The following is a 24,270-nucleotide window of genomic DNA, read 5'->3' on the forward strand; positions in this document are numbered from 1 at the left end:
AGCGCTGGCTCGTCGGCACTCTGCTCTCGTGGCACGAATGTAGCTCGGGTACGTTGTGCGGTCTGACCGAGAGGTCGACGAGCCTGGAAGGCGAGTCCTCTCGGGTGTCGTCAGTGGGCTTCTTCGACGACTTGTCCGAGGTTACCGGAAGATAACGATCCTGTCACCCCACGAACCTGGCAATCCTCGGAGAGGCGGAATCACGCGGATTTCGGGCCGATCGGATCGGTCTGTCAGGCGGGTTCGCCGACCAGGAAGATGTGCGAGGCGAGCTCGACGGGGAGTTCCAGTCCGTCTGCCTTGCCCTCCATCTGGATGAGGACGTACCCCTCGTTGAAGCGGTAGTCGCCCTTCGCGCCGGGAACGACTCCCGCATCGCGGAGCTGCTCGAGCAGCTCGGGATCGACCTGAGCGGGCTCGGCGAGACGACGTACGGTTCCGTCGATCGGAGCGCCTGCGGCGTTCAGCTTCTGCACCAGCCCGATGACGCCCTCGTCGAAGGTGCGCGCCGGGGTGTCTCCCAGCTGGTCGAGTCCGGGGATCGGGTTGCCGTACGGAGATTCGGTCGGGTGGCCCAGCAGTTCGACCAGCCGACGCTCGACCTGCTCGCTCATGACGTGCTCCCAGCGGCAGGCTTCTTCATGCACGTACGCCCAGTCGAGACCGATGACATCGGAGAGCAGACGCTCGGCAAGACGGTGCTTGCGCATGACGTTGACGGCCTTGCGGCGGCCCGCGTCGGTCAGCTCGAGGGTGCGGTCTTCGGAGACGACGACGAGACCGTCGCGCTCCATGCGCCCGACCGTCTGCGAGACCGTCGGACCCGAGTGGCCGAGACGCTCGGAGATTCGGGCACGCAGCGGCACGATGTTCTCCTCCTCGAGTTCGAGGATGGTGCGGAGGTACATCTCCGTGGTGTCGATCAAGTCCGTCATGTGGCCCTCCGGGTCTTCTTAGGCAAGCCTACATTCCCGCGCGGACATCAGGGCGTCATGAGGTCGGGGCGCTCGGGGTTCACGCCGTAGGATCGACGCATGGCGATCGAGATTCCCCGTGACCTCCTGCCCGCTGACGGCCGCTTCGGCTGCGGTCCTTCGAAGGTGCGCACCGCGCAGCTCGAGGCGCTGCTCGCCGCGGCTCCGACACTGCTCGGCACCTCGCACCGCCAGGCGCCGGTCAAGAACCTGGTCGGCAGCGTCCGGGAGCAGCTGGCGGCGCTCTTCCGTCTTCCCGAGGGCTACGAGATCATCGTCGGCAACGGCGGTTCGACGGCGTTCTGGGATGCTGCGGCCTTCGGCCTGATCGAGCGCCGCAGTCAGAACCTCGTGTTCGGCGAGTTCGGCGGCAAGTTCGCCGCCGCGGCCGCAGCCCCGTGGCTCGAAGCCCCCGACGTCCGCAAGTCCGAGCCGGGTTCACGCACGGCCGCAGAGGTGGTCGAGGGCGTCGACGTCTACGCCTGGCCGCACAATGAGACGTCGACCGGCGTCGCGGCGCCCGTCGAGCGCGTGGCCGCAGACGGCGCTCTGACCGTCATCGACGCGACCAGCGCTGCCGGTGGCATCGACTTCGACGCCGCGCAGGCGGACGTCTACTACTTCGCGCCTCAGAAGAACCTCGGCTCCGACGGCGGCCTGTGGTTCGCCGCGGTGTCCCCTGCCGCGGTCGACCGCATCGAGCGCATCGCCGCCTCCGACCGGTACATACCGGAGTTCCTCAGCCTGAAGAACGCCGTCGACAATTCGAGGCTCAACCAGACGCTGAACACGCCGGCACTGACGACCCTGCACCTGCTCGACAGCCAGCTCAGCTGGATCCTGTCGAACGGTGGCCTGTCGTGGGCCGGAGGCCGCACTGCGGAGTCCTCGGGGGTCCTGTACGACTGGGCTTCGGCATCCGCCGTGGCGACCCCGTTCGTCACGGATGCCGCCCACCGCTCGCCCGTCGTCGCGACCATCGACTTCGACGACAGCGTCGACGCAGCGGCCGTGGCCAAGACCCTGCGGGCCAACGGCATCGTCGACACCGAGCCCTACCGCAAGCTCGGCCGCAACCAGCTGCGGGTCGCGACCTTCGTGTCGATCGAACCGGACGACATCCGACAGCTCACTCGCTCTCTCGACTACGTGCTCGAGCAGCAGGGCGCCTGACGCCGGCAGTCAACGAGAGAAGGGGCCGCGTTCGCACGCGGCCCCTTCTCTGATTCGTCTCAACGGAGGGTCATTCCTCGTCGTCGGAGTCCTCGTCATCCGAGTCCTCGTCGTCCGAGTCCTCGTCGTCCGCGTCCGAGTCCTCGTCGTCCTCGTCGTCCTCGTCGGATTCATCGTCCTCGTCGGATTCATCGTCGTCCGCAGCGGCCGAGTCATCGAGTTCGTCGATGTCGACTCCGTCGAGGTCGCCCGCATGCAGCACGCGCGGCTCGGTGGCGAGCTCGTCCTCGTCGATGTCGTCGTCGTCGTCGAGGTCGTCGTCATCGAGATCATCGTCGTCGTCGGATTCGTCGTCGACCGATGTCGCGTCCGCACCGTCCGCAGCGGACGCGGCCGCCTGCGCCGCGAGCTCCACCTGGTGGGCGCGGTACTCGGCGAGGCGCTCGGCCCACGGCACCCATTCGGGCGCGAGCAGCGCTCCGTCGCCCGGCAGCAGCTCGAGCTCGAGCACCGTCGGCTCCTCGTCGTCGACGCGCGCGACCGTGACCGTCCAGTACCAGCCCGGGTAGCCGGGAAGTCGATTCTCGAAGCGCAGCGACACAGAGCCGCCCTCTTCGGGGATGTAGTCGGCTGCGGGTCCGACGGTCGACGGCGGAGTGATCTCGTGCAGCGCGGCGAGCGCGAGATCGTGAGCGTCGATCAGACGCTGGTCCACCTCAGGCTTCGAGGTCATCGGCTACCTTGCGCAGAACTGCCGCGATCTTGCGGCCGTGGGCAGACGAGGGGTACCGGCCGCGTCGCAGATCGCCGCCCATCCCGTCGAGGAGCTTCACGAGGTCCTCGACGATGATCGCCATGTCGTCCGCCGGCTTGCGCTTCGCCTTCGAGAGGCTCGGCGGGGCTTCGAGCACCCGCACGGACAGCGCCTGGAGGCCGCGCTTGCCGTCGGCGACACCGAACTCCACGCGTGAACCCGCCTTGACTGCCGCGCCGGTGGGCATGGCGGAAGCGTGCAGGAAGACGTCTTGGCCGTCATCGCTGGCGATGAAGCCGAAACCCTTGTCTTCGTCGTAGAACCTGACCTTGCCGGTGGGCATGGGAGAAACCTCGCTGAGTCGGTGTGGAGCTGGATCGGACGCACGTGTGCGACCACCTCCAGCCTACCGGTCGCCGGGCAGGGAATCCGTAGGTCACGATGCGGAACCGTCAGACCCCGCAGCGACTAGGCTGAGACGGATGAGCACCAAGAGTCCCGAACCTGAGGTTCCCGTTCGCCGCATCGATCGCATCCTGGCGTTCACGGCACTCGGACTCGCCGCGGCGTCCATCATCTGCTTCTTCGCGATCATCATCGGCACCGCCGTCGGCATGCAGCAGGAGGACTTCGGCACCGGCGCCTGGCCGTTCATCGCCGCGATCCCCTACTGGGGGCTTCCCGCCGCATTCGTCATGATCATCGTGCTCCTCGCCATGAGCTTCATCCGCAAGGGGCGCGCGGCATCGCGGCCCTGAGGTATCCGTCATGAGCACGCACGCCCGACCGCTGGCCGAATGGCTCTCCGCCGCGAGCGACGAGCAGCTCACCACTCTGTTCTCAGCGCGGCGTGTGCGTGCGGACGTCGGCTGGCAGGACTTCTTCGACGCCGCCGAGGCGCTCCTCGACCCGGCGTCGATCGCGCGAGTCCTGCCCCTGCTCACGCACGGCGAGGCAGCGATGCTCCTCGCAGCTGCGAGCACCCCTGCCGCAGAGCAGTCCGCTCACCGGGCGACGCTCGAGAACCTCGCACTGCTGCGCCCCGACGGAGCGCCCTTTCCTCCGGTCGTCGCCGCCGTCGAGGACCGCCCCGAGCCGACTCCGCTCAGCCTTTCGGCACCGACGCCGGCGACCGACGCCGAGACCGCCCACGCGGCCGAGCGGGCCTTCACGACCGTCTCCGCCCTCGCCGATCTTCTGCTGCTGGCGCGGGAGAAGCCCTTCGCCCTCCTCACCGGCGGCAACGTCAGCGCGGGAGAGAAGCGGCAGCTCAGCGAATCGGGCGTCACCGCCGAGTCGATCGACGCACTGATCGCGATCGCGATCGACTCGGGTCTCGTCGCGCCCGATGCTCGCAGGCTGCGCACCACGCCGCGCACCGAGGAGTGGCTGCGATCGCCGGTGGCGGACCGGTGGAGCGCGCTCGTCGAGGGCTTCCGTGACGCTCTCCCTCGCGGGGTGCGCACGTCAGACAGCGGATGGTTGCCCACGATGACCTGGGCACAGGCGCACCCGTGGGACCCCGCCTGGGCCGATCGCACCGCCGCGCTGCTCGAGCGCGCTCGTCTGCTCGGACTCATCGTCGATGGCGACAGCGAACCCGCATGGGCGGCATCGATCCGCCGAGGCGCGAGCGTCGACGCCGCTGCGCTCGTCGCACTCCTCCCGAACGAGGTCGATCGCATCTTCCTCCAGAACGACCTGAGCGCGATCTCGCCGGGCCCTCTCGCCCCCGGGCTCGACGTGCGGCTGCGCACGATCGCCGCGAGAGAGTCCGCAGCACAGGCCTCCACCTATCGCTTCACCCCGGAATCGATCGCCCACGCGCTCGTCGCCGGCGAGACCGAGCAGTCGATCCTCGAGTTCCTCGAATCGCTCTCACTCACCGGCATCCCGCAGCCGCTCCGCTACCTCGTCACCCAGACCGCGCAGCGTCACGGCCTGGTTCGCGTGTCGATCGACCCCGAGACCGGTCGAACGCGCATCGAGAGCAGCGACCAGCATCTGATCGAGGCGATGGCCGTCGACCAGGGACTGCGGCCGCTGGCCCTCACGAAACACGTCGCCTCTCTGACCACGCGCGTGGGGCGCGACACCGTCTACTGGGCGCTGACGGACGCACGGTACCCCGCGACGCTCGTCGACGACGAGGGACACCCGATCGCCCGGGAACGGAATCCGATCTCCGAGGCGACGCCCGACCCCGCTCCGGACTACTCCTCGCTCATCGCCGCCATGCGCTCGCATCAGGGGCCGGACGCGGATGCCGCCTGGCTCGACCGCGAGCTCGACGCCGCGGTCCGGGCGAAGGCGGTGCTCCGCGTCAGCGTCGGCATGCCGGACGGGTCGACGAGAGAGCTGATCCTCGAAGCCACCGGGCTCGGTGGAGGACGCCTCCGCGGCCGAGATCGCGCGGCGGATGTCGAACGCACGCTTCCGGTGTCGAGCATCCGCGCCGCCGTCGTGATACCCCAGTAAACTGGACAGCTATGTCTGATGGACCCCTGATCGTCCAGAGCGATCGCACAGTGCTGCTCGAAGTCGCCCATTCCGACGCTGAGAGCGCCCGCCACGAGCTGGCGATCTTCGCCGAGCTCGAACGCGCGCCCGAGCACATCCACACCTACCGCATCACGCGGCTCGGACTGTGGAACGCGCGCGCAGCAGGGCACACCGCCGAAGACATGCTCGAGACGCTCGACCGCTGGTCGCGCTTCCCCGTGCCCCCGTCGGTCGCCGTCGACCTCCGCGAGACCGTGAAAAGGTATGGACGCCTCGTGATCGAGCGTGACGACGAGGGAACCCTGATCCTGCGGTCGACCGACCCCGCAGTGCTCGCCCAGGTCGCGAACAACAAGCGCATCCAGCCGCTGCTGATCGGCCACCCGGCCCCAGACACCTTCGTGGTCGACGCGTGGGCGCGCGGGCAGATCAAGCAGGAGCTGCTGAAGATCGGCTGGCCGGCCGAGGACCTCGCCGGATACACGCCCGGAACCCCTCACGAGATCGAGCTCGCCGAGGACGGCTGGCAGATCCGCCCCTACCAGCAGGATGCCGTCGACGCCTTCTCGAAGGACGGCTCGGGCGTCGTGGTGCTGCCGTGCGGCGCGGGCAAGACGATCGTCGGCGCCGCAGCCATGGCCGCCACCAAGACCACGACCCTGATCCTCGTGACCAACACCGTCTCAGCACGACAGTGGCGCGACGAGCTGCTCAAGCGCACGAGCCTCACGCCCGAGGAGATCGGCGAGTACTCCGGCCAGGCCAAAGAGGTCAAGCCGGTCACCATTGCGACCTACCAGATCCTCACGGCGAAGCGGAAGGGCGAGTACGCCCACCTCGCGCTGCTGGACGCACTCGACTGGGGCCTCATCGTCTACGACGAGGTGCACCTGCTGCCCGCGCCCGTGTTCAAGCTGACCGCCGATCTCCAGGCTCGGCGCCGGATCGGCCTCACCGCCACGCTCGTCCGCGAGGACGGCCGCGAGGGCGATGTGTTCAGCCTGATCGGCCCCAAGCGCTTCGACGCTCCGTGGAAGCAGATCGAGGCGCAGGGGTTCATCTCCCCCGCCGTCTGCTACGAGGTGCGGGTCGACCTGCCGCCGGACGACCGGCTCGAATACGCCGCCGCGACAGACGATGAGCGCTATCGTCTCGCGGCCTCCGCACCCGCGAAGATCTCGGCTGTGCGTGAGCTCATCGCCAAGCACGAGGGCGAGCGGATCCTGGTGATCGGTCAGTACCTCGACCAGCTCGACACGCTGTCGCAGTCGCTGAACGCCCCGCAGATCACGGGCGCCACGCCCATCGACGAGCGCGAGGAGCTCTACCGCGCCTTCCGCGAGGGAGAGATCTCGCTGCTCGTGGTGTCGAAGGTCGCGAACTTCTCGATCGACCTCCCCGAGGCGTCCGTCGCCATCCAGGTCTCCGGTTCGTTCGGCTCGCGGCAGGAAGAGGCTCAGCGCCTCGGTCGGCTGCTGCGCCCCAAGCAGTCCGGGCACACGGCGAGCTTCTACACGCTGGTCGCCCGCGACACGATCGACCAGGACTACGCCCAGAATCGCCAGCGGTTCCTCGCCGAACAGGGGTACAGCTACACGATCATGGACGCTGACGCGATCGCGGCCTGACCGCCTCGATGCCCTCCGCACGGCACCGCTACGCGGAGGGCGAAAGCGCCGCTCCGACGGATAGTCAGCATCCGCATGGCCGAAGTCACCATAATGGGGACATGACTGATGCGCGCATCCTGGTCGTCGACGACGAACCCAACATCCGCGACCTGCTCTCGACAGGTCTCAGCTTCGCCGGGTTCCAGGTGAAGACGGTGGCCAATGGCGCCGCCACCATCTCGGCGGTGCTCGAGGAAGAGCCGGACCTCATCATCCTCGACGTCATGCTTCCGGACATGAACGGCTTCAGCGTGACCAAGCGTCTTCGCGGCGCGGGTTTCACCGCGCCGATCCTGTTCCTCACCGCGAAGGACGGCACCGACGACAAGATCGAGGGGCTCAACGCCGGCGGCGACGACTATGTCACCAAGCCGTTCAGCCTCGACGAGATCGTCGCCCGCGCCCAGGCGATCCTGCGCCGCACCATGCAGGCCGACGAGGAGTCGATCATCCGCGCAGGCGAGCTGTCGATGGACCAGGACACCCACGACGTGCACGTGGGCAAGGAGTCGATCGAGCTCAGCCCGACCGAGTTCAAGCTGCTGCGCTATCTGATGCTCAACCCCAACCGCGTGCTGTCGAAGGCTCAGATCCTCGATCACGTCTGGGAGTACGACTTCAACGGGGATGCCGGCATCGTCGAGAGCTACATCTCGTACCTTCGTCGCAAGATCGACCCGCACACCGAGGAGTCGGTGATCCAGACGAAGCGCGGCTTCGGATACATGCTCAAGGTCGGCAAGTAGTCCGGCTCACCGCCGCACGCTGACGCCGCACAGCATCCGTCTCCAGGGAGGTCCGCATGGCGCACAAGCCTGACGCGATCACCAAGTGGTGGCGGTCGATCAGCCTGCGCGCCAAGGTGACGGGCGTCACGGTCGCCGTGCTCGCCCTGGGGCTGCTCGCGGCAGGCATCGGCACCGCGCCGATCCTGCGCAACTCGCTGGTCGACAACATCGATGCGCAGCTGCCGGCCCTGGTCTCCGCCGATCTCGCGAATCGGTACTTCGAGGTGACGGTCGAAGACGGCAGGACCGTCTACACCCCCACCGACTCACCCCGTGACTTCTTCGTCGCGATCTACGATGCCGAGGGCGTGCTGCAGACGACCACAGGCAACTCGGCCAACGGAGCCCCGCTCTTCCCATCGTCGTACTCCCCCCTCGATGTGCAGGCCAACGAGGACACCCGGTTCACGATCGAGGGCACCAAGGGCTCGAGCTTCCGCGCGGCCGTCGCGCGAGTGCCGGGAGAGGGTGACGGGTCGCTGCGGATCCAGATCGTCGCGATGCCGCTCGAGTACGCGGATCGCATCATCAGTCAGTACTTCGGCATCTACATCACGGTCGCCTTCGTCACCATCTTCCTGGCCGCGCTGCTCACCCGCGGGCTCGTGACTCTGACGTTCAGAAGGCTCGGACAGGTCGAGTCCACCGCCATGTCGATCGCCGCGGGCGACTTCACGCAGCGTCTCACCGATCTCGAGCCGACGACCGAGGTCGGCCGCCTCAACAGCGCGATCAACACGATGCTCGATCGCGTCGACGGATCGCTCGCGCAGAGGGACCGCACCGTGCAGCACATGCGGCGCTTCATCGGCGATGCCAGCCACGAGCTGCGCACGCCCCTGGTGAGCGTGCGCGGGTACGCCGAGCTCTACCGGATGGGCGCGATCAAGGGCGAGGAAGACACCGCACGTGCCATGGAGCGTATCGAGAAGGAGGCGATCCGCATGGGTGTTCTCGTCGAGGATCTCCTTGCGCTCGCGCGCCTCGACGAAGAGCGCGAACCAGAGATCGCGGCACTCGATCTGCGCCCCATCGCCCGCGACGCCGCCCTCGATCTGCGCGCCGCTGCTCCGGCGCGCACCGTGACCGTCATCGATCGCACGGTCGACGCTCCGCTCATCGATGTCACCACTCGGTCGACGCCTGTCGTCCCCGCCGCACCCGAGGTGCCGGCGCCGCGTGGGCTCTCGCGCGGGACGCTCGCCCGCCTGCGCCGTCGCTCGCGAAGCTCCGCGGCGGACGTGCCCGCGATCGACTTCACCGAAGCGGCAGACATCCCTGTGCGCACCCCGCCGATCGTGCTCGGCGAGGAGAACAAGGTGCGTCAGGTGGTGACGAACCTGCTCGGCAACGCGCGTCGCTTCTCACCCGAGGAGAGTCCGATCGAGATCGTCGTCGATGCGGATCGCGTGCGAGGCACGGCGAGCATCGCGATCGTCGACCACGGCGAGGGGATCCCACCCCAGATCCGCGAGCAGATCTTCGAGCGCTTCTGGCGCGCCGACACCTCGCGAGCGCGCGAGACCGGCGGTTCCGGACTCGGCCTCGCGATCGTGTCATCCATCGTCAAAGCGCTGCACGGAAGCGTCGCGGTGTCGGAGACGCCCGGTGGCGGAGCGACCTTCACCGTCACCCTGCCCCTCGCCCCCTCACGCGCGACGCCCGCCCACCTTCTGGAGGACACTCAGCCACTCGAGCGACTGGATCTCTGACCGCCACCCCTCGCAGTCCTGCACGGCGCTCCTGTACGGCTCTCCCGCACGGCGCTTCTGCACGTCGACGGGCATCCGCTGATTCTCCACAGCGGGCGTCGCGAGGTTCACTCGCCCCGCATTCGGGGATCTCCTCTCCCCTATCGTCAGAGCACCAATCGAGAGGAGTTCCCATGTCCGTCATCACCGTCGACACCGAAGCCGTAGGTGCCGCGCAAGGCGCGGCGCTGGCCACGATGGAGCGTCTGCAGACCGAGTCCGCGACGCTCATGTCACAGCTCACGCAGCTGCAGGCAACGTGGGTCGGCACGGCATCGGCCGCATTCCAGTCGTGTGCCGAGGAATGGCGAGGAGCGCAGCTGCACGTCGAGCAGGTGCTCGAATCGATCGGGCACTCGCTGGGCAGCGCAGCGACACAGTATGCAGACGCCGATCAGTACTCGGCGAGCCTGTTCCGCTGATCCACGGGTTCGATCACCCGCGAACGCAGAAACGCCCCGACCGAAGTCGGGGCGTTTCTGTCAGTGCTGATGGATCAGAAGTCCATGCCACCCGACGGGTCACCCATCGGAGCAGCAGCCTTCTCAGGCTTGTCAGCGACGACGACCTCGGTGGTGAGGAAGAGAGCCGCGATCGACGCTGCGTTCTGCAGAGCCGAGCGGGTCACCTTCGCCGGGTCGATGATGCCTGCGGCGAACATGTCGACGTACTCACCCGTTGCCGCGTTGAGGCCCTGGCCCGAGGGGAGCTCGGAGACCTTGTTCGCCACGACACCCGGCTCGAGACCGGCGTTCAGGGCGATCTGCTTCAGCGGAGCCTCGATCGCGACGCGAACGATGTTCGCACCGGTCGCCTCGTCGCCCGTGAGCGAGAGAGCGTCGAGAGCCTTGGTGCCCGACTGGATCAGCGCGACGCCACCACCGGGGACGATGCCCTCCTCGACGGCTGCCTTCGCGTTGCGAACGGCGTCCTCGATGCGGTGCTTGCGCTCCTTGAGCTCGACCTCGGTTGCCGCTCCCGCCTTGATGACGGCGACGCCACCTGCGAGCTTGGCGAGGCGCTCCTGCAGCTTCTCGCGGTCGTAGTCGCTGTCGGTGTTCTCGATCTCGCGACGGATCTGCGTGACGCGACCCTCGATCTGGTCTGCCTCACCGGCACCCTCGACGATCGTGGTCTCGTCCTTGGTGACGATGACCTTGCGAGCACGACCCAGCAGGTCGAGCGTGGCGTTCTCGAGCTTCAGGCCGACCTCTTCGGTGATGACCTGACCGCCGGTGAGGATCGCGATGTCCTGCAGCTGCGCCTTGCGACGGTCGCCGAAGCCGGGAGCCTTGACGGCGACCGACTTGAAGATGCCCTTGAGCTTGTTGAGCACGAGAGTCGCGAGAGCCTCGCCCTCGACGTCCTCGGCGATGATGACGAGCTCCTTGCCGTCCTGGATCACCTTGTCGACGATGGGCAGAAGGTCCTTGATGTTCGAGATCTTCTGGTTCGCGATGAGGATGTAGGCGTCTTCGAAGACAGCCTCCTGGCGCTCGGGGTCCGTCACGAAGTACGGGTTCAGGTAGCCCTTGTCGAAGCGCATGCCCTCGGTGAGCTCGAGCTCGGTGCCGAAGGTCTGCGACTCCTCGACGGTGACGACGCCCTCCTTGCCGACCTTGTCGATCGCCTCGGCGATGAGCTCGCCGATGGCGGGGTCAGCAGCGGAGATCGATGCGGTGGCGGCGATCTGCTCCTTGGAGTCGATCTCCTTCGCGCTGGCGAGGAGCTCCTCGGTGATGGCCGCGACGGCCTTCTCGATGCCCCGCTTGAGCGAGATCGGGTCAGCGCCGGCTGCGACGTTGCGCAGACCCTCGCGCACCAGAGCCTGAGCGAGCACCGTGGCGGTGGTGGTTCCGTCGCCGGCGACGTCGTCGGTCTTCTTGGCGACCTCCTTGACGAGCTCCGCGCCGATCTTCTCGTACGGGTCGTCGAGCTCGATCTCCTTGGCGATGGAGACACCGTCGTTCGTGATCGTGGGGGCGCCCCACTTCTTCTCCAGCACGACGTTGCGACCGCGCGGGCCGAGGGTCACCTTGACAGCGTCGGCGAGGATGTTGAGGCCGCGCTCGAGGCCGCGTCGGGCCTCCTCATCGAAAGCAATGATCTTTGCCATGAGTTTTTTCGTCCCTCCTGGACGTAGACGTTGGGTTTAGCACTCAGAGTGAGAGAGTGCTAACGCCATTCTGGCACTCGACCCCATCGAGTGCAAGCTGCGCGGACGGACCGCGCGGCGGTCTACGGGGCAGGAGTGTCTGCGGGCGTCTCCGGCGCGGTCGTCGCACGATCGAGTCCGATCACGACCGTCAGCTGCTTCGCGCCCGTGTCGTTCAGGTCGGAGTAGAAGTCGCTCTGTTCGACCTCGGCACCGCCGATCAGGTTCGCGAGACCGATCGCCGCGAGCTCGTCTTCCTCTGCGACGTAATAGACGGTGGTCGTCGAGAAGTCCTGGCTCGCGCTGTCGCTCGCGAACACGACATCGGCGGCCCAGCCGTTGTTGATCAGCACATCACGCATCTGCTCGTCGAGACCCTCGTCCGGTGACGCGTTGAGGATCATCACCGAGTACGTGACGTCGACGACACCGGTCTCGACCGGCGCGGGGCTCGACGTGGGCACAGCCTCTGGAAAGAGGCTGATGCGCCCCATCACCACGAGCGAGCCGAAGATGCCGCCGATGATGAGCACGAGAGCGGCCACGAACGACCACAGGAGGACCACCCAGCCGTTCATCCCGGGGGCTTCGGCGCGATGCGCTCCGACGCGTCCGGACGATCGGGGGACGTCGTCGAATCGATCTCGGCTGAGCTTTGACACTCCTCGATGCTAATGGCACCGACCCGTGTATCCGCATCGAGCGGCACCGACGCGTGGCGCGAGCCTCGTCAGCCCACGAAGCCCGGGGTGCGTGCGGCGCGCTGGAACGACCGGGCATCACGGATGCGACGCAGCCGTCGCACGAGCATCGGGTCGTACTCCAACGCCGCCTCCGACTCGATCAGGCGACCGAGGAGCTGGTAGTAACGGGCCGCGCTCATGCCCAGTTGAGTGCGGATGACCTCTTCCTTCGCACCACCGTGCCGCGGCCACGCGGTCTCGAGCGCGAGGATCGCGCGATCCCGCTCGCTCAGATCTCCCAGCATGTGACCAGATTAGGTCGCGGAAGCGTCGACTCCGGTGCGCCACTCCCACCATCTGCCGAGCGGATCGGCCGCCGCGCGCACTTCCCCGTCGAGCGCCACGACGAAGCCGGGCCACTCCTCGGCGAGCACGGGGGGCTGCCATACGTCCAGCAGCGCGGGAGGATCGATCGTCACCCAGCGGGCGTCGAGCACTCTGATGCGCTCGACGAGCGCCGTGCGCGTCTCTCGCGGGATGTGCACGAACACGCCGGGGGTCGTGATCACGAGAGTGGCACCCCGGGGCGCCTCGGCTGCGAGCGCGTCGATCCTCTCGAGCGCGTCTCCGGCGACGAGGCGGGGCGGATCGGACGCCGCGATGTCGAGCGCCGCTCGCACCCGCTGCTCGCGCCCTTCCTCTCCCGGCCAGACGAGTCCCTGCAGCCAACGACGGTCTCGGTCGTCTCGCGCATCGAGCGGCGCGAGGTCGATGCCGGCGCGCCAGGCGATGTCCGGCATCCTCACGGCGGGGAGTGGCCCGTCGACTCTGCTCTGCAACACGACGGGGCTCGGCCCGTCCGCCGGATCGAGTGCCGCGCGCATCCGACCGTCGGCCCCGACGAAGCGGTACGAGTAGCGATCGGGATACAGGCACAGACCGGCCGAGGCCCCGACTTCGAGCAGGGCTATCGGTCCGTCGATCTCCGACAGCACCGGGAGCAGCGGGGCGAGCCGGAGCGGCTCGTTGGTCTGCAGGCGCCGATCGCCGCATTCGCGCACGACCTCGTCGGCGCGGGCGAGCACGAACGCACGCCAGGCGTCGTAGCGGCCGAGGCTCACACCCAGCATCCGCGTCACGGCGAACACGAGCGGCGGCTGCCTGCGGTTCTCCGGAATCCGAGCGAGCACCCGCTGCATCTCGGGGTCGTCCGCCACACCGGACGCCCAGTCGGCATACAGGTCGCTGCGCCCAGGCGCTTCCTCATCGGCGAACCGTCGATAGCGCAGCCGCACGGCATCCGTCATGCATCCATTCTCTCGTGACGCCGAGTGCCCCTGAACGCGAGAGAATGGAACAGACCCCGGGAGGACCTATGTCGTACAGCGTGGACAAGACCGAAGAAGAGTGGCGCAACGAGCTCGGCGAGGAACAGTACGCCGTGCTTCGCGAAGCCGCGACCGAGCGTGCCTGGACGGGCGAGCTGCTCGACGAGGGCCGCGCCGGCCTCTACACCTGCGGGGCGTGCGATGCGGAGCTGTTCAAGAGCGGCACCAAGTTCGACTCCGGATGCGGGTGGCCGAGCTTCTACGAGTCGATCCGCCCCGACGCGGTGCAGCTCATCGAGGACACGACCCTGGGCATGGTGCGCACCGAGGTGCGCTGCGCGAACTGCGGCTCGCACCTGGGCCATGTCTTCCCCGACGGCTTCGGCACGCCGACCGGTGACCGCTACTGCATGAACTCCATCGCCCTGAACTTCACGCCCGAAGAGTCGTGAGCGCCCTCGAGGCCGTTCGCGCACGGCAGTCCTCCTCGAAGGTCACCGATGAGGCGCCGTCGCGCGACGAGCTGCTGAAGCTCGTCGCCGCTGCCGGACGCGTCGCCGACCACTCTTCACTGCGCCCGTGGCGCCTGATCGAGCTGCGCGGATCCGACCGAGAGCTGTTGGGCGCCGCGATCGCCAAGGCCGAGGGCGACAGATCCCCCTCGACGAAGCCGCTTCGCGCTCCGCTGCTGATCGCGGTCGTCGCCAGCTACCGCAAGAGCGAGAAGGTGCCCCGCTGGGAGCAGGAGGCCGTGGCATCGGGTGTCGCCCACATGCTCAGCCTGCTGCTCGATGAGGCCGGATTCGGCGTGCTGTGGCGCACGGGCCACTACACGCGCTCGAAGGCCGTCGCGAAGGCCCACGGCCTCGGCAAGAACGAAGAGCTGCTCGGGTGGCTGTACGTCGGCGGCAAGCCCGCCGGCCGTAGGCCCGGTCGCCGCAAGCCCGTCGATGCGCGCGGCCTCGTGACGCGGATGCCGAAACCGAAGCCGAAGGCGAAGAAGAAGAAGTAGGTCAGCTCCGCCTGCGGCGGGGCAGCGCGACAGCGACGGATGCCACGGCGACGATCACCATCCCGATGATCTGCCAGGGCGCGGGGCCTGCGGCAGCCGGCCAGAGCAGGTCGATGATCACCGAGGTCGCGAGCTGACCCAGCACCGATCCGAGTCCCATCAGCAGCACTCCGGTGTGCGCGACGATGAAGGTGCCGAGCAGGATGTACGCGGCGCCGAGGAATCCGCCGAGGTACAGCCACGGCTCGGTGGGCGGCACGTCGGGTGCACCCCGCACCGCGATGCTGATGCCGGCGGCGACCAGCAGGGCGAGGGTGCCGGCGATGAAGCTCATGAACGTCGCCGCGAGGGGCGAGCGCAACCGCTGCGACAGACGGCCGTTGGTCGCGGCCTGCCAGGCGATGCCGACGCCGGCCGCGAACGGCAGGAGGAGCATCCAGAGCGGCGCCGTGGTCAGGACTTCCCCGCTCAGCGAGATGCCCACCGCGGCGAGCGCGAGTGCTCCGCCCAGCACGCGCCCCGGCGTGATCGCGACCACGCCGGCCGGACCGAACCCGATGCGGTCGAGCACGAGCCCGTGGAGGGTCTGTCCTGCGACGACTCCCACCGTGAACAGCGAGACGCCCAGCACTCCGGCCGTGATGCCCTGAGTCGAGACGGTGAGTGCGCCGCAGGCGCCGCCGAGCAGCATCCAGAACGGGATCGACCGATCACGGATGCCGCCGAGCAGGCGTCCGACGCCTCGACGCGCCGAGGGGATGCAGGCGATCACCACTGCGAGAGCCGCGAGACCCACCGAGAAGGAGATGAGGCCGGCCACGATGCCGTTGTCGACCTCGACACCGAGCACGCCGTTGATGCGCGCCTGGATCGCGGTCATGACGCCGATGGCCACTGCTCCGCCGAGCGCGAGGGGCGGAGAAAGTCGACGGGCCTGGGTCACCTGTCGACCCTAGCCGAGCGTGGGCCGCCTTCCCGTCGTGCGCATGATGTCGGCGGCCGGGCGTAGCCTGACGGCATGTGCGCGAGTTACGGACTTGACCCCCGGTTCACCGACACCGAGCTCTTGGCCGCCGCCGATGAGGCGGTGCTCGACGGTCTCCGTGGCTGGGCCGAGCAGAACGCGCGCGAGACCGTGCGCCCCACAGGCAGGAATCTGCGCAACCTCAACCCGATCGTCGTGCAGCCCGAGGCCGAGCCCGTGCTCGAACCCGCCTGGTGGGGGTTCCTGATCGGTGGAGAGCCCTCGAAGTTCCCGTCGATCAACACCCGCTCCGAGCGCCTGCAGGAGCGCCCCGGCGGGTTGAAGACCCGCGCTCTCGTGCCGGCGACGAGCTGGTACGAGATGAAGAAACCCGAGCGCGTCTGGCACGAGTTCGTCGTCGACGACGGTGCGCTCTTCGGGATGGCGGCCGTCACCCAGCGAGGGCGAACGGCCGATGGCGAGTCCTTCACCTGCTACTCGATCGTGATGCGCCCGGCTCCCCCGCATCTCGCAGGCATCCACGATCGGATGCCGCTGCTGATCCCCGCGGCGCTGAGCGAAGACTGGCTGACCGCCGAGCCCACCAAGGAGATCATCGACGAGGCGCTGCTCGCGGCGGCCGGGATCGACGAGCGAGTTCAGGCTGCGCCCCGCGCAGACGACAGAGGCGCGGATCGGCTGTTCTGAGCATGGACTCGACACAGTTGGGCGCTGCAGCCACTGCGCGTGCCGAAGAGCTTCCCGGTGCGGCGCGCGACAACCCGTTCGGCCCCGAGTGGGACGTCTACAAGGTGCGAGGGCGTGTCTTCCTGCTGATTCCCCTCGACGGCACAGGGCGCGTGACGCTCAAGTCCCACCCCGACGACTCCCTCGCGTTGCGCGAGACGTTCCCCGACATCGTGCCCGGCTATCACATGAACAAGAAGCACTGGATCACCCTGATGCCGGGGCCGTCGCTCGAAGAGGACCTCGTGACCGAACTCGTCACCGAGTCGTACCGACTGGTGGTCGAGAAGCTCCCCCGAACGCAGCGTCCGGTCGACCCGGAGCTGTTCGGCCGTCCCGCCGGCTGAGGCGGCCGGCCCACGGTATCCGCCGAGAGGATGACTCCTGACGTTCATGGAACGGTACCCAGGGGGGACGCGGGGGCGATGCGCCGGTCGATAGCGTCGTAGACATGATCACAGCAGAAGGCCTCACGAAGAGATTCGGAGACAAGACAGCCGTCCAGGACGTGTCGTTCACGGTGCAGCCGGGCACGGTCACGGGATTCCTCGGGCCGAACGGCGCAGGCAAGTCCACCACGATGCGCATGATCGTCGGCCTCGACCGGCCGACCTCGGGCATCGCGACCGTCGGCGGGCGCGAATACCGCAAGCTCCGCGCCCCGCTCACCGAGGTGGGAGTGCTGCTCGACGCCAAGGCCGTGCACACCGGCCGCACCGCGCGCAATCACCTGCGTGCGATGGCGGCGACCCACGGCATCCCCGCATCCCGCGTGGACGAGGTCATCGATCTCGCCGGCATCGGTCCCGTCGCCCGCAAGCGTGCGGGCAAGTTCTCGCTCGGTATGGGACAGCGGCTCGGCATCGCCTCCGCCCTGCTCGGCGATCCGCACACGCTGATCCTCGACGAGCCGGTAAACGGTCTCGACCCCGAGGGTGTGCGCTGGGTGCGGCAGTTCGTCCGTCACGCCGCATCCGAGGGACGCACCGTGCTGCTCTCCAGCCACCTGATGAGCGAGATGGCGCAGACCGCCGATCACGTCATCGTGATGGGCCGGGGGAAGGTGCTCGCCGACGCTCCGCTCGAGGAGCTCGTGCGCGCCTGGACCACCAACACGGTGCGCGTCCGCACGCCCCGAGCAGCCGACCTGGCTGCCGCGGTCGGCGGACCGTCGGTAGAGATCGTGAGCTCGGCTCCCGATCTGATCGACATCGTGGGTCTGCCCGCGTCACGCATCGGAGACCTCGCCGCGGAGCGCGGCATCCCCCTGCACGAACTCACCCCGACCACCGGATCGCTCGAAGACGCGTATCTCGCCCTCACCGGCGACTCGGTCGAGTACCGCACCAAGGAGATCTCATGACCGTCCAGGCTCCTCCCCTCCGCCGTCAGCATGTCGACACCGGCCACCGTCTCTCGTTCGTCAGGGCGGTGCGCGGCGAGTGGATCAAGCTGGCCACTCTCCGATCGACCTGGTGGTCGATCGGCATCGCGGCGATCCTCACGATCGGCATCGCCGTGCTCATCGCCCAGGCGATCGACATGCCGGGCTTCGAACCGATCCAGGCCGTCGTCATGCCGATCCAGTTCACGATGCTGCTCGCCGGGATCCTCGGCGCGATCTCGGTGACCGGTGAGTACTCGACCGGAATGATCCGCTCGACGCTCGCAGCCAACCCGAAGCGCGGATCCGTGCTGGGCGCCAAGGCGGTCGTCGTCGGTCTGTTCATGTTCGTGTCGTCACTGGTCATCTTCGCGGCAGCGGCTCTGGCGGTCTCCGCGGTCGTCGCCTCGCGTGATCAGGGCATCGACTGGGGCGACCCCGCAGCGTCGATCCTGCCCATCGTGGTCTCGTCGCTCGCGATGGCCGTGTTCGCCCTGATCGGAGTGGCGTTCGGTTTCGTCCTGCGCTCGGGCGCCGGAGCGATCGCCGCAACCGTCGGCCTGCTGTTCGTGCTGCCGATCGTCGCGAGCTTCTTCGCGGTCGCCGGCGAGGCCTGGGCCTGGGTGATGGATGCCGCGAACTACCTCCCGGTGGCCGCAGCCCAGAGTGCGATCCTCCCCGAGGGCGCTGCTCTCGAGGGCCCGGCCGCATATCTCACGCTCGCCGGCTGGGTCGCTGCGGGCATGCTCGCAGCCTGGGCCGTGCTCCGCACGCGTGATGCGTGACGCGAGATCGCGACACGATGAACCCGCGTAGAGTCGCCCGGTGACCCGCACGCGCAGCCGCAGCACCTCAGTCCGCGAGGACGAGGGGCTGCGGCTGCCGCGTCCCCCGGGCGTCCTGCGTCGTTTCTGGGCGCGGCATCCGGTGGTCGCCGATGTCCTGATCGCGCTCGTGTGCCTGTTGCTCTCGCTCGTTCCGGCCGGTGTCATCACCCGCGATCTTCCGATGCCTCTCGCCATCGGCGTCGCGATCCTGGTGCCCGCGTCGGTCGTCGCAGCCTGCGCGACGCTCCTGTGGCGGCGCCGTCGGCCGCTCGTGCCGTTCGTCGCATCCTTCGCGCTCGAGGCCGCGTTCCTGTTCGCGCTGCAGCCGATCGGCTCGCCGCTGCTGCTGGTCACCTGTTACTCACTCGCCGTCTACCGGTCGTCGCGGGCCGCGTGGACAGGCTTCGGCATCGCCCTCGCGTCGCTCGCCGCGTTCGGCGGCCTGCTGGTGCTCTCCGGCGTCATCACTCTGCAGATCGCCGCGAACGCGGTCATCATGTCGCTCGTGCTCGGCCTGATCGGCACGCTCATCGGCGTCAACGTGGGCGGGCGCAAGCGCTACCTCGCAGCCGTGATCGACCGCTCCCGTCAGCTGCTCGTCGAACGCGATCAGCAGGCTCAGCTGGCCGCGGCGGGAGAGCGCGCCCGCATCGCCCGCGAGATGCACGATATCGTCTCGCACTCGCTCACCGTGATCGTCGCACTGTCCGAGGGCGCGGCTGCGACACCCGACCCGACTCAGGCGCGATCAGCGGCATCCTCCGCCGCCGAGACGGCTCGCAGCGCGCTCACCGAGATGCGTGCGATGCTCGGCGTGCTCCGAGCCGACGATTCGCCGCTGCCCCTCGCACCCCTCGAGCCGACGCCCCCTCAGGAGACCGTCGCTGCGGCGCAGCGAGCCGGCTTTCCCGTGTCGCTCTCGGTCACCGGAGCGGCCTCGCTCTCGCCCGCCCTGGCGCACGCGGTCGGGCGCATCGTGCAGGAGGGCGTCACGAATGCCATGAGGCACGCTCCGGCGGCCACGTCGATCGAGGTGCGACTCGTGCACGCCGCGGATGCGGTGACCATCGAGATCGCGAACGACGGCGTCATCGGCTCTGTCGGGTCATCGGGGTTCGGCCTGCGCGGACTCGCCGAGCGCTCAGCGCACTCGGGAGGAACGATCACCTCCGAACCCGTCGACGGCGGGCGGTGGATGCTGCGCGCCGAGCTCCCCACGACGTCACCGGCAGTGACAGACGGCGATCCGAAGGAGAGACCATGACCGAGCCGATCAGACTGCTCCTCGTCGACGACCAGGCCCTCATCCGTGTGGGATTCCGGATGGTGCTCGACGCCGAGCCCGACATGATCGTGGTCGGCGAAGCCGCAGACGGGCACGACGCGATCGCCCAGGCGACCGAGCTGCACCCCGACGTGGTGCTGATGGACATCCGGATGCCGGGGCTCGACGGGATCGCCGCGACCGAGGCCATCGTCCGCCAGCACCCGCAGACCCGCGTGCTGGTGTTGACGACGTTCGATCTCGACGAGTACGCCTTCGGTGCGATCCGCGCCGGGGCGAGCGGATTCCTGCTGAAGGACGCCCAGCGGCACGAGATGATCGCGGCGATCCGCGCCATCCACAGGGGCGATGCCGCGCTCTCGCCACGGATCACGCGGATGTTGCTCGAGCATGTGACACCGACGCTCGGTGCGACGCCCGCTGCACCGCAGACGCCTGCGATCGACGACATCACGGCGCAGCTCACCGACCGTGAGCACGACGTCTTCGTCGAGATCGCGCGCGGACTCACGAACGCAGAGATCGCCCAGGCGCTGTTCGTCAGCGAATCGACCGTCAAGACCCACGTCGGCAGGATCCTTTCGAAGCTCGGATCCCGCGACCGCATCCACCTGGTGATCCTGGCGCATCGTCTCGGTCTCGTCGACGACGATGCCCTGCCCTCCGATCCCTAGCTCGGGGCGGAGGGCAGAACGAGGGGCCTCAGGCCTTCGCCGGGGTCCACTCCGAGACGCGGTTCAGAGCGTCGACCTCATCAGGGGCCAGATCGAGCCGCCCGCCGGCGAGGAGATCGGGAACCTGCTCCACCGCGCGAGCGCTCGCGATGGGGGCGGCGACCGTCGGCTGAGCACGCAGCCAGGCCAGTGAGGTCGCGGCGATCGATGCACCGTGCGCGTCGCCGATCTCCTCGAGGGTGTCAATGATCCGCAGCCCTGCCTCGGTCGCGTACTTCGCCGCGCCGGACGCACGCGGAGACGCCTGCCCCTCGACATCGGCCGAGCGGTACTTGCCGGTGAGGAAGCCGCTCGCCAGCGAATAGTAGGGCACGAGACCGAGGTCGAACTCCTCGGCCACCGGGATGATCGTCTCCTCGACGTCGTTCCGATGCACGAGGTTGTAGTGCGGCTGCACGGCGACAGGAAGATCGACGCCCGTGCGTCGGGCGATCTCGACCCACTCGCGGATGCGATCGGCCGAGTAGTTCGACACGGCGACGTGCCGAACCAGGCCGTCGTCGACGAGCCGCGCGAACGCGCCCACCGTCTCTTCGAGCGGCACACTCTCGTCGTCGTAGTGGGCGTAGTAGAGGTCGATCGTGTCGACGCCGAGGCGAGCGAGCGAGGCCTCGGCGGCCCTGCGCACGTTCGAGGCCGAGAGTCCCGTGAACTCCGGGTGCTGGCTCACCTTGGTCGCGACGACGACGCCCTCCGGCATGCGAGACGCCAGCCACTCGCCGATGATCGTCTCGCTCACGCCTCCGGGGTTGCCGGGCACCCAGGCACTGTACACGTCGGCTGTGTCGATGAAGTCGCCGCCTCCGTCGACGAACGCGTCGAGCACCGCGAACGACGCATCGCGGTCGGCCGTCCAGCCGAACACGTTGCCGCCGAGCGAGAGGGGGAAGACGTCAAGATCACTGTGTCCGATACGAGTCATACTCGGGACAACCCGTGACCTGCTCGCGTTATTTCGCGTGTGACGATGTGTGACATGTCGGAGCCCGTGCGGGCACCTGCGGGTGCAGCCCGACCACCGCGACCCGACCGCGCACGCGGGTGCTTCGTGGCCCGGACGTGGCATTGAGCGTGTTCGCTACAGTAAGCCGGGTGCACGGATACGCGGAACGCTTCGACTTCGACCGACAGACCATCAGTGGCTGGGTGTTCGACGCGGAGACGCAGGACAACCGGGATGTTCGCGTGGTCGCAACCTTCGACGGTGGCACCGTCGGGGAAACCAATCCGAGCGGCTCCCGTGGTGATCTGCGGAAGATCACGAGCCAAGACACGACGTTCTCCCTCCAGTGTTCACGACGAATCACCGCGCTCGATGTCGTTTCCGGCCGGCTAGTCGTCACCGCACACAGCGACGGCAGATCGCATCCGATGAGCCTCGGGAATGACGGTCTCGCCGTCCTCAAAAAGGCTGCCGTCGAAGAGCTCGATGGTGTGTCCTCACCCGCCCTGTGGTCTCGGGCTGAGCGTGACGCGGTGAAACCACAGGTCGAGGCGGGCAATCTGTCCCCCATGCTCCTCCCGGCAGGGTTGCCATCGACGGATGGGTCAGCGGTCATCGGGCTGCGCGGGCATCTCTTCCTCACCGGTGGGAGCAACTCTCTGCTCTCCCTCTACCATGAACCCGTCGACGACGCGCTCATGTCGCGAGTCGACCGTTGGATGGACGTGCTCGACCAGCGACGAGAAGAATGCGACGCACGTGGGATGCGGTTCGTGCAGACCATCATTCCGGAGAAGCTGACCGTCCTGCGCGACGACGCACCTCTCGATATCGAGGGTGCGAGCCCCGTTCTCCAAGAGATCGAGAGCAGGCTGCGTGACGCCGACTTCTACGTCAGCGGCCTCTCCCCCTTCGAGCAGTGGAGCGATGTCGACGATCCGTACCTGATGACGGACACGCATTTCTCGGCGGTCGGCGCTCAGCGGATGTTCTCTGCCCTGGCCGCTCAGATCGACCCGCAGCTCGTGCCTCTCACGGACGCCGTTCGCATGTACCAGTTCAGGTATGCCGTCGGTGACCTCACCGGGCGCTTCGGGCTGCCCGTCTACTCGCGGATCGTCGAGCCGAGCGACGATGAGCTTGCCGCCTACGCGGGCGGCATCACGATGGTCGAGAAGCACTTCCCTGCCGAGGGTGGCATGAGGGGCCGGCGGTTCCGGTGGACCAACAGCACCGCTCCGAGCCCGCTCAGGGTGCTCGTCTTCGGCAACTCGTTCTTCGGGACCGGCGACTTCGCCGGCTACCTGTCGTGGTGGGGAAAGCACCTGTTCCGAGAGTTCCACTTCCACTGGGGACCAGACGTCGACTGGGATCTCGTGGATGAACTGCGACCTGACGTCGTGCTGGGTCAGACGGTGGAGCGATTCCTCAACCGAGTGCCCGCGGTATAGAGATCACAGGCCCGCATCCCCGGTGATTCCAGGGACGCGGGCCTTAGTGCGTGGTGCCGACTACAGGACTTGAACCTGCAACCCCCGTATTACAAGTACGGTGCGCTACCAATTGCGCCAAGTCGGCGGGTGCCTCCCAGCTTAGCGATGGGCGGCGGGCGGCGACGAACTACGGCGCCGGGGTCTCCGCAGGTGCAGGCTCCGTGGTCTCGGTCGGCGCGGGAGTCGGAGTCTCGGTGGCGTAGTACGCGTCGCTCGCGACCGTGAGCACGAACTGCGAGAACTCGCTCGGGTCGTCGAGGGCGCCGACGTAGGCCTCGCCGTTCACGACGATCATGGGCGCGGCAGTGAGCACGAGGTCGTCCGAACCGACGAGCGGGCCCTCCAGAGCACGGGACGTGGCTTCCTTCGCCCAGGTGACGTAGTCCTGATCCTCGATGCACGACCGGACGCTCTTGACGTTGTCCGAGCCGACCGCGCCCGCGATCGCGGCGAGCTCCTCGTCGGAGAAGCCGTCGGTGTTCACCTCGGGCTGGTCGTCGAGCAGGTCGTGGTTGAACGCATAGAACTGCGCGGGCGAGTGCGTCGCGACACAGGCCGCGGCCGCCGCCGAGCGAAGGGAGTACTTGGTGCCGTTCGAGCTCGCGGTGAGCAGCGCGACCGGGTGGTAGGTGACGGTCGCCGCGCCTTCGGAGATCCAGTTGACGAGCTGGCGCGCGTTCGCACGCTCGAACTCTCCGGCGTCGGGCGACAGATAGTCGACGTAGATGTGGATGTCGACCGTGCTCGACGTGGTGGGCTCCGGAGTCGGCGCAGCCTCACCACCCGCTTCGGTCTCCTCCGGGCTCGGGGGTGCGACGGTCTCGTCAGACATCGCCGACGCACTGATGTCCGAGACGAGGATGCCGTCGTCGTCCATGCCGCCCGGGGTGAGCTGAGGTTTCGACACCTGCGCCGAGACAGCGAGGGTGATGGCGGTTCCGATGGCACCGACGGCGACGATGGCGATCGCGCCGAGGATGATCCGTCGCATCACGCGCGCCCTCGACTGCTGGGCGTGCACCTTCTGGGCCTTCTCCCGCACAGCCTCACGCGTATTGCGAGTGCTGGGGACGTTCGGCGTCTCGTCGCTCGACATCGTTCCT

At 68.1% G+C, this 24,270-nt stretch carries 26 protein-coding genes and 1 tRNA gene; 16 read left to right on the forward strand and 11 right to left on the reverse strand.

Annotated elements, in window-relative coordinates; genetic code table 11:
* Window positions 1–233: 233 nt before the first annotated feature.
* A complete protein-coding gene (locus FIV50_RS12315) occupies window positions 234–935 on the reverse strand; it encodes a metal-dependent transcriptional regulator (protein WP_140037685.1) in 702 nt (233 codons plus the stop codon).
* 99 nt (window positions 936–1,034) lie between these two features.
* Between FIV50_RS12315 and serC the strand changes: the two genes are divergently transcribed.
* Entirely contained in the window at window positions 1,035–2,147 is a 1,113-nt protein-coding gene (gene serC, locus FIV50_RS12320) for a phosphoserine transaminase (RefSeq protein WP_140037686.1), read from the forward strand.
* A 70-nt stretch (window positions 2,148–2,217) separates the two neighbouring features.
* Here the strand turns inward: serC and FIV50_RS12325 are convergent, their stop codons facing one another.
* Window positions 2,218–2,880: a DUF3027 domain-containing protein gene (locus FIV50_RS12325; RefSeq protein ID WP_140037687.1), complete on the reverse strand. Its 663-nt coding sequence runs from the start codon at window positions 2,878–2,880 to the stop codon at window positions 2,218–2,220.
* Entirely contained in the window at window positions 2,864–3,244 is a 381-nt protein-coding gene (locus tag FIV50_RS12330) for a cold-shock protein (RefSeq protein WP_140037688.1), read from the reverse strand. Before FIV50_RS12330 ends, FIV50_RS12325 begins: the two co-directional genes overlap by 17 nt.
* A 139-nt stretch (window positions 3,245–3,383) precedes the next feature.
* Between FIV50_RS12330 and FIV50_RS12335 the strand changes: the two genes are divergently transcribed.
* The 6 genes from FIV50_RS12335 to FIV50_RS12360 all read left to right on the forward strand — a co-directional run bounded on the left by FIV50_RS12335 (window position 3,384) and on the right by FIV50_RS12360 (window position 10,034).
* Entirely contained in the window at window positions 3,384–3,659 is a 276-nt protein-coding gene (locus FIV50_RS12335; RefSeq protein ID WP_140037689.1) for a multidrug ABC transporter ATPase, read from the forward strand.
* Window positions 3,660–3,669: 10 nt separating this feature from the next.
* Window positions 3,670–5,379: a helicase-associated domain-containing protein gene (locus FIV50_RS12340; protein WP_140037690.1), complete on the forward strand. Its 1,710-nt coding sequence runs from the start codon at window positions 3,670–3,672 to the stop codon at window positions 5,377–5,379.
* A gap of 11 nt (window positions 5,380–5,390) precedes the next feature.
* Window positions 5,391–7,031 (forward strand): DNA repair helicase XPB, encoded by a 1,641-nt coding sequence (locus tag FIV50_RS12345; RefSeq protein WP_140037691.1) that lies wholly within the window; start codon window positions 5,391–5,393, stop codon window positions 7,029–7,031.
* A gap of 101 nt (window positions 7,032–7,132) precedes the next feature.
* On the forward strand, window positions 7,133–7,819 hold the full coding sequence (locus FIV50_RS12350; RefSeq protein WP_042539813.1) for a response regulator transcription factor: 687 nt from the start codon (window positions 7,133–7,135) through the stop codon (window positions 7,817–7,819).
* Window positions 7,820–7,875: 56 nt separating this feature from the next.
* Window positions 7,876–9,573 (forward strand): sensor histidine kinase, encoded by a 1,698-nt coding sequence (locus FIV50_RS12355; protein WP_140037692.1) that lies wholly within the window; start codon window positions 7,876–7,878, stop codon window positions 9,571–9,573.
* 173 nt (window positions 9,574–9,746) lie between these two features.
* The gene (locus FIV50_RS12360) at window positions 9,747–10,034 is read left to right on the forward strand and encodes a WXG100 family type VII secretion target (protein ID WP_042539808.1); all 288 of its coding nucleotides are present in this window, start codon (window positions 9,747–9,749) and stop codon (window positions 10,032–10,034) included.
* A gap of 74 nt (window positions 10,035–10,108) precedes the next feature.
* Here the strand turns inward: FIV50_RS12360 and groL are convergent, their stop codons facing one another.
* The 4 genes from groL to FIV50_RS12380 form a co-directional block, all read right to left on the reverse strand.
* The gene (gene groL, locus FIV50_RS12365) at window positions 10,109–11,728 is read right to left on the reverse strand and encodes a chaperonin GroEL (RefSeq protein ID WP_042539806.1); all 1,620 of its coding nucleotides are present in this window, start codon (window positions 11,726–11,728) and stop codon (window positions 10,109–10,111) included.
* A gap of 122 nt (window positions 11,729–11,850) precedes the next feature.
* Window positions 11,851–12,429, reverse strand: coding sequence for a LytR C-terminal domain-containing protein (locus tag FIV50_RS12370; protein WP_258184249.1), 579 nt, complete (start codon window positions 12,427–12,429; stop codon window positions 11,851–11,853).
* A gap of 68 nt (window positions 12,430–12,497) precedes the next feature.
* On the reverse strand, window positions 12,498–12,755 hold the full coding sequence (locus FIV50_RS12375) for a DUF3263 domain-containing protein (RefSeq protein ID WP_140037693.1): 258 nt from the start codon (window positions 12,753–12,755) through the stop codon (window positions 12,498–12,500).
* A gap of 9 nt (window positions 12,756–12,764) precedes the next feature.
* A complete protein-coding gene (locus FIV50_RS12380; RefSeq protein WP_140037694.1) occupies window positions 12,765–13,757 on the reverse strand; it encodes a DUF2332 domain-containing protein in 993 nt (330 codons plus the stop codon).
* 68 nt (window positions 13,758–13,825) lie between these two features.
* On the opposite strand from FIV50_RS12380, the gene msrB reads away from it, so the two are divergent.
* Together msrB and FIV50_RS12390 are read left to right on the forward strand one after the other, a co-directional pair.
* Window positions 13,826–14,230 (forward strand): peptide-methionine (R)-S-oxide reductase MsrB, encoded by a 405-nt coding sequence (gene msrB / locus FIV50_RS12385; RefSeq protein WP_140037695.1) that lies wholly within the window; start codon window positions 13,826–13,828, stop codon window positions 14,228–14,230.
* The gene (locus FIV50_RS12390) at window positions 14,227–14,790 is read left to right on the forward strand and encodes a nitroreductase family protein (protein ID WP_140037696.1); all 564 of its coding nucleotides are present in this window, start codon (window positions 14,227–14,229) and stop codon (window positions 14,788–14,790) included. The genes msrB and FIV50_RS12390 overlap by 4 nt, the downstream gene beginning before the upstream one ends.
* Window position 14,791: 1 nt before the next feature.
* Here the strand turns inward: FIV50_RS12390 and FIV50_RS12395 are convergent, their stop codons facing one another.
* Window positions 14,792–15,733, reverse strand: coding sequence for a DMT family transporter (locus tag FIV50_RS12395; protein ID WP_258184250.1), 942 nt, complete (start codon window positions 15,731–15,733; stop codon window positions 14,792–14,794).
* A 75-nt stretch (window positions 15,734–15,808) separates the two neighbouring features.
* Here FIV50_RS12395 and FIV50_RS12400 point away from each other — a divergent pair, with 75 nt between their 5' ends.
* The 6 genes from FIV50_RS12400 to FIV50_RS12425 all read left to right on the forward strand — a co-directional run bounded on the left by FIV50_RS12400 (window position 15,809) and on the right by FIV50_RS12425 (window position 20,671).
* Window positions 15,809–16,462, forward strand: coding sequence for an SOS response-associated peptidase family protein (locus tag FIV50_RS12400; RefSeq protein ID WP_140037697.1), 654 nt, complete (start codon window positions 15,809–15,811; stop codon window positions 16,460–16,462).
* Between the two features lie 2 nt (window positions 16,463–16,464).
* On the forward strand, window positions 16,465–16,848 hold the full coding sequence (locus tag FIV50_RS12405; protein ID WP_140037698.1) for an MmcQ/YjbR family DNA-binding protein: 384 nt from the start codon (window positions 16,465–16,467) through the stop codon (window positions 16,846–16,848).
* Between the two features lie 104 nt (window positions 16,849–16,952).
* Complete coding sequence (locus FIV50_RS12410) at window positions 16,953–17,864, forward strand: ABC transporter ATP-binding protein (protein ID WP_042539792.1); 912 nt, start codon at window positions 16,953–16,955, stop codon at window positions 17,862–17,864.
* Complete coding sequence (locus FIV50_RS12415) at window positions 17,861–18,670, forward strand: ABC transporter permease subunit (protein WP_140037699.1); 810 nt, start codon at window positions 17,861–17,863, stop codon at window positions 18,668–18,670. The genes FIV50_RS12410 and FIV50_RS12415 overlap by 4 nt, the downstream gene beginning before the upstream one ends.
* A gap of 40 nt (window positions 18,671–18,710) precedes the next feature.
* On the forward strand, window positions 18,711–19,976 hold the full coding sequence (locus tag FIV50_RS12420) for a sensor histidine kinase (RefSeq protein ID WP_140037700.1): 1,266 nt from the start codon (window positions 18,711–18,713) through the stop codon (window positions 19,974–19,976).
* The gene (locus FIV50_RS12425) at window positions 19,973–20,671 is read left to right on the forward strand and encodes a response regulator (protein ID WP_140037701.1); all 699 of its coding nucleotides are present in this window, start codon (window positions 19,973–19,975) and stop codon (window positions 20,669–20,671) included. The genes FIV50_RS12420 and FIV50_RS12425 overlap by 4 nt, the downstream gene beginning before the upstream one ends.
* A 28-nt stretch (window positions 20,672–20,699) precedes the next feature.
* On the opposite strand, the gene FIV50_RS12430 is transcribed toward FIV50_RS12425, so the two are convergent.
* On the reverse strand, window positions 20,700–21,653 hold the full coding sequence (locus FIV50_RS12430; RefSeq protein ID WP_140037702.1) for an aldo/keto reductase: 954 nt from the start codon (window positions 21,651–21,653) through the stop codon (window positions 20,700–20,702).
* Window positions 21,654–22,102: 449 nt separating this feature from the next.
* Between FIV50_RS12430 and FIV50_RS12435 the strand changes: the two genes are divergently transcribed.
* A complete protein-coding gene (locus tag FIV50_RS12435) occupies window positions 22,103–23,125 on the forward strand; it encodes an alginate O-acetyltransferase AlgX-related protein (protein ID WP_140037703.1) in 1,023 nt (340 codons plus the stop codon).
* A 51-nt stretch (window positions 23,126–23,176) separates the two neighbouring features.
* On the opposite strand, the gene FIV50_RS12440 is transcribed toward FIV50_RS12435, so the two are convergent.
* Together FIV50_RS12440 and FIV50_RS12445 are read right to left on the reverse strand one after the other, a co-directional pair.
* Window positions 23,177–23,252, reverse strand: a tRNA-Thr gene (locus tag FIV50_RS12440).
* Between the two features lie 42 nt (window positions 23,253–23,294).
* Window positions 23,295–24,263 carry a DsbA family protein gene (locus FIV50_RS12445; protein WP_140037704.1) on the reverse strand — a complete coding sequence of 323 codons (969 nt, stop codon included), beginning with the start codon at window positions 24,261–24,263 and terminating at the stop codon, window positions 23,295–23,297.
* Window positions 24,264–24,270 lie beyond the last annotated feature (7 nt).

Source organism: Microbacterium foliorum, from assembly GCF_006385575.1.
GTDB classification, from domain to species: Bacteria; Actinomycetota; Actinomycetes; order Actinomycetales; family Microbacteriaceae; genus Microbacterium; species Microbacterium foliorum_B.

Coding starts and splice junctions, on each gene's coding strand:
- FIV50_RS12330 (WP_140037688.1), bottom strand. CDS start 3,244: ATGCCCACCGGCAAGGTCAGGTTCTACGACGAAGACAAGGGTTTCGGC.
- FIV50_RS12425 (WP_140037701.1), top strand. CDS start 19,973: ATGACCGAGCCGATCAGACTGCTCCTCGTCGACGACCAGGCCCTCATC.
- msrB (WP_140037695.1), top strand. CDS start 13,826: ATGTCGTACAGCGTGGACAAGACCGAAGAAGAGTGGCGCAACGAGCTC.
- FIV50_RS12445 (WP_140037704.1), bottom strand. CDS start 24,263: ATGTCGAGCGACGAGACGCCGAACGTCCCCAGCACTCGCAATACGCGT.
- FIV50_RS12335 (WP_140037689.1), top strand. CDS start 3,384: ATGAGCACCAAGAGTCCCGAACCTGAGGTTCCCGTTCGCCGCATCGAT.
- FIV50_RS12375 (WP_140037693.1), bottom strand. CDS start 12,755: ATGCTGGGAGATCTGAGCGAGCGGGATCGCGCGATCCTCGCGCTCGAG.
- FIV50_RS12345 (WP_140037691.1), top strand. CDS start 5,391: ATGTCTGATGGACCCCTGATCGTCCAGAGCGATCGCACAGTGCTGCTC.
- FIV50_RS12315 (WP_140037685.1), bottom strand. CDS start 935: ATGACGGACTTGATCGACACCACGGAGATGTACCTCCGCACCATCCTC.
- FIV50_RS12355 (WP_140037692.1), top strand. CDS start 7,876: ATGGCGCACAAGCCTGACGCGATCACCAAGTGGTGGCGGTCGATCAGC.
- FIV50_RS12405 (WP_140037698.1), top strand. CDS start 16,465: ATGGACTCGACACAGTTGGGCGCTGCAGCCACTGCGCGTGCCGAAGAG.
- FIV50_RS12325 (WP_140037687.1), bottom strand. CDS start 2,880: ATGACCTCGAAGCCTGAGGTGGACCAGCGTCTGATCGACGCTCACGAT.
- FIV50_RS12430 (WP_140037702.1), bottom strand. CDS start 21,653: ATGACTCGTATCGGACACAGTGATCTTGACGTCTTCCCCCTCTCGCTC.
- FIV50_RS12350 (WP_042539813.1), top strand. CDS start 7,133: ATGACTGATGCGCGCATCCTGGTCGTCGACGACGAACCCAACATCCGC.
- FIV50_RS12415 (WP_140037699.1), top strand. CDS start 17,861: ATGACCGTCCAGGCTCCTCCCCTCCGCCGTCAGCATGTCGACACCGGC.
- FIV50_RS12410 (WP_042539792.1), top strand. CDS start 16,953: ATGATCACAGCAGAAGGCCTCACGAAGAGATTCGGAGACAAGACAGCC.
- groL (WP_042539806.1), bottom strand. CDS start 11,728: ATGGCAAAGATCATTGCTTTCGATGAGGAGGCCCGACGCGGCCTCGAG.
- FIV50_RS12360 (WP_042539808.1), top strand. CDS start 9,747: ATGTCCGTCATCACCGTCGACACCGAAGCCGTAGGTGCCGCGCAAGGC.
- FIV50_RS12400 (WP_140037697.1), top strand. CDS start 15,809: ATGTGCGCGAGTTACGGACTTGACCCCCGGTTCACCGACACCGAGCTC.
- serC (WP_140037686.1), top strand. CDS start 1,035: ATGGCGATCGAGATTCCCCGTGACCTCCTGCCCGCTGACGGCCGCTTC.
- FIV50_RS12340 (WP_140037690.1), top strand. CDS start 3,670: ATGAGCACGCACGCCCGACCGCTGGCCGAATGGCTCTCCGCCGCGAGC.
- FIV50_RS12380 (WP_140037694.1), bottom strand. CDS start 13,757: ATGACGGATGCCGTGCGGCTGCGCTATCGACGGTTCGCCGATGAGGAA.
- FIV50_RS12435 (WP_140037703.1), top strand. CDS start 22,103: ATGAGCCTCGGGAATGACGGTCTCGCCGTCCTCAAAAAGGCTGCCGTC.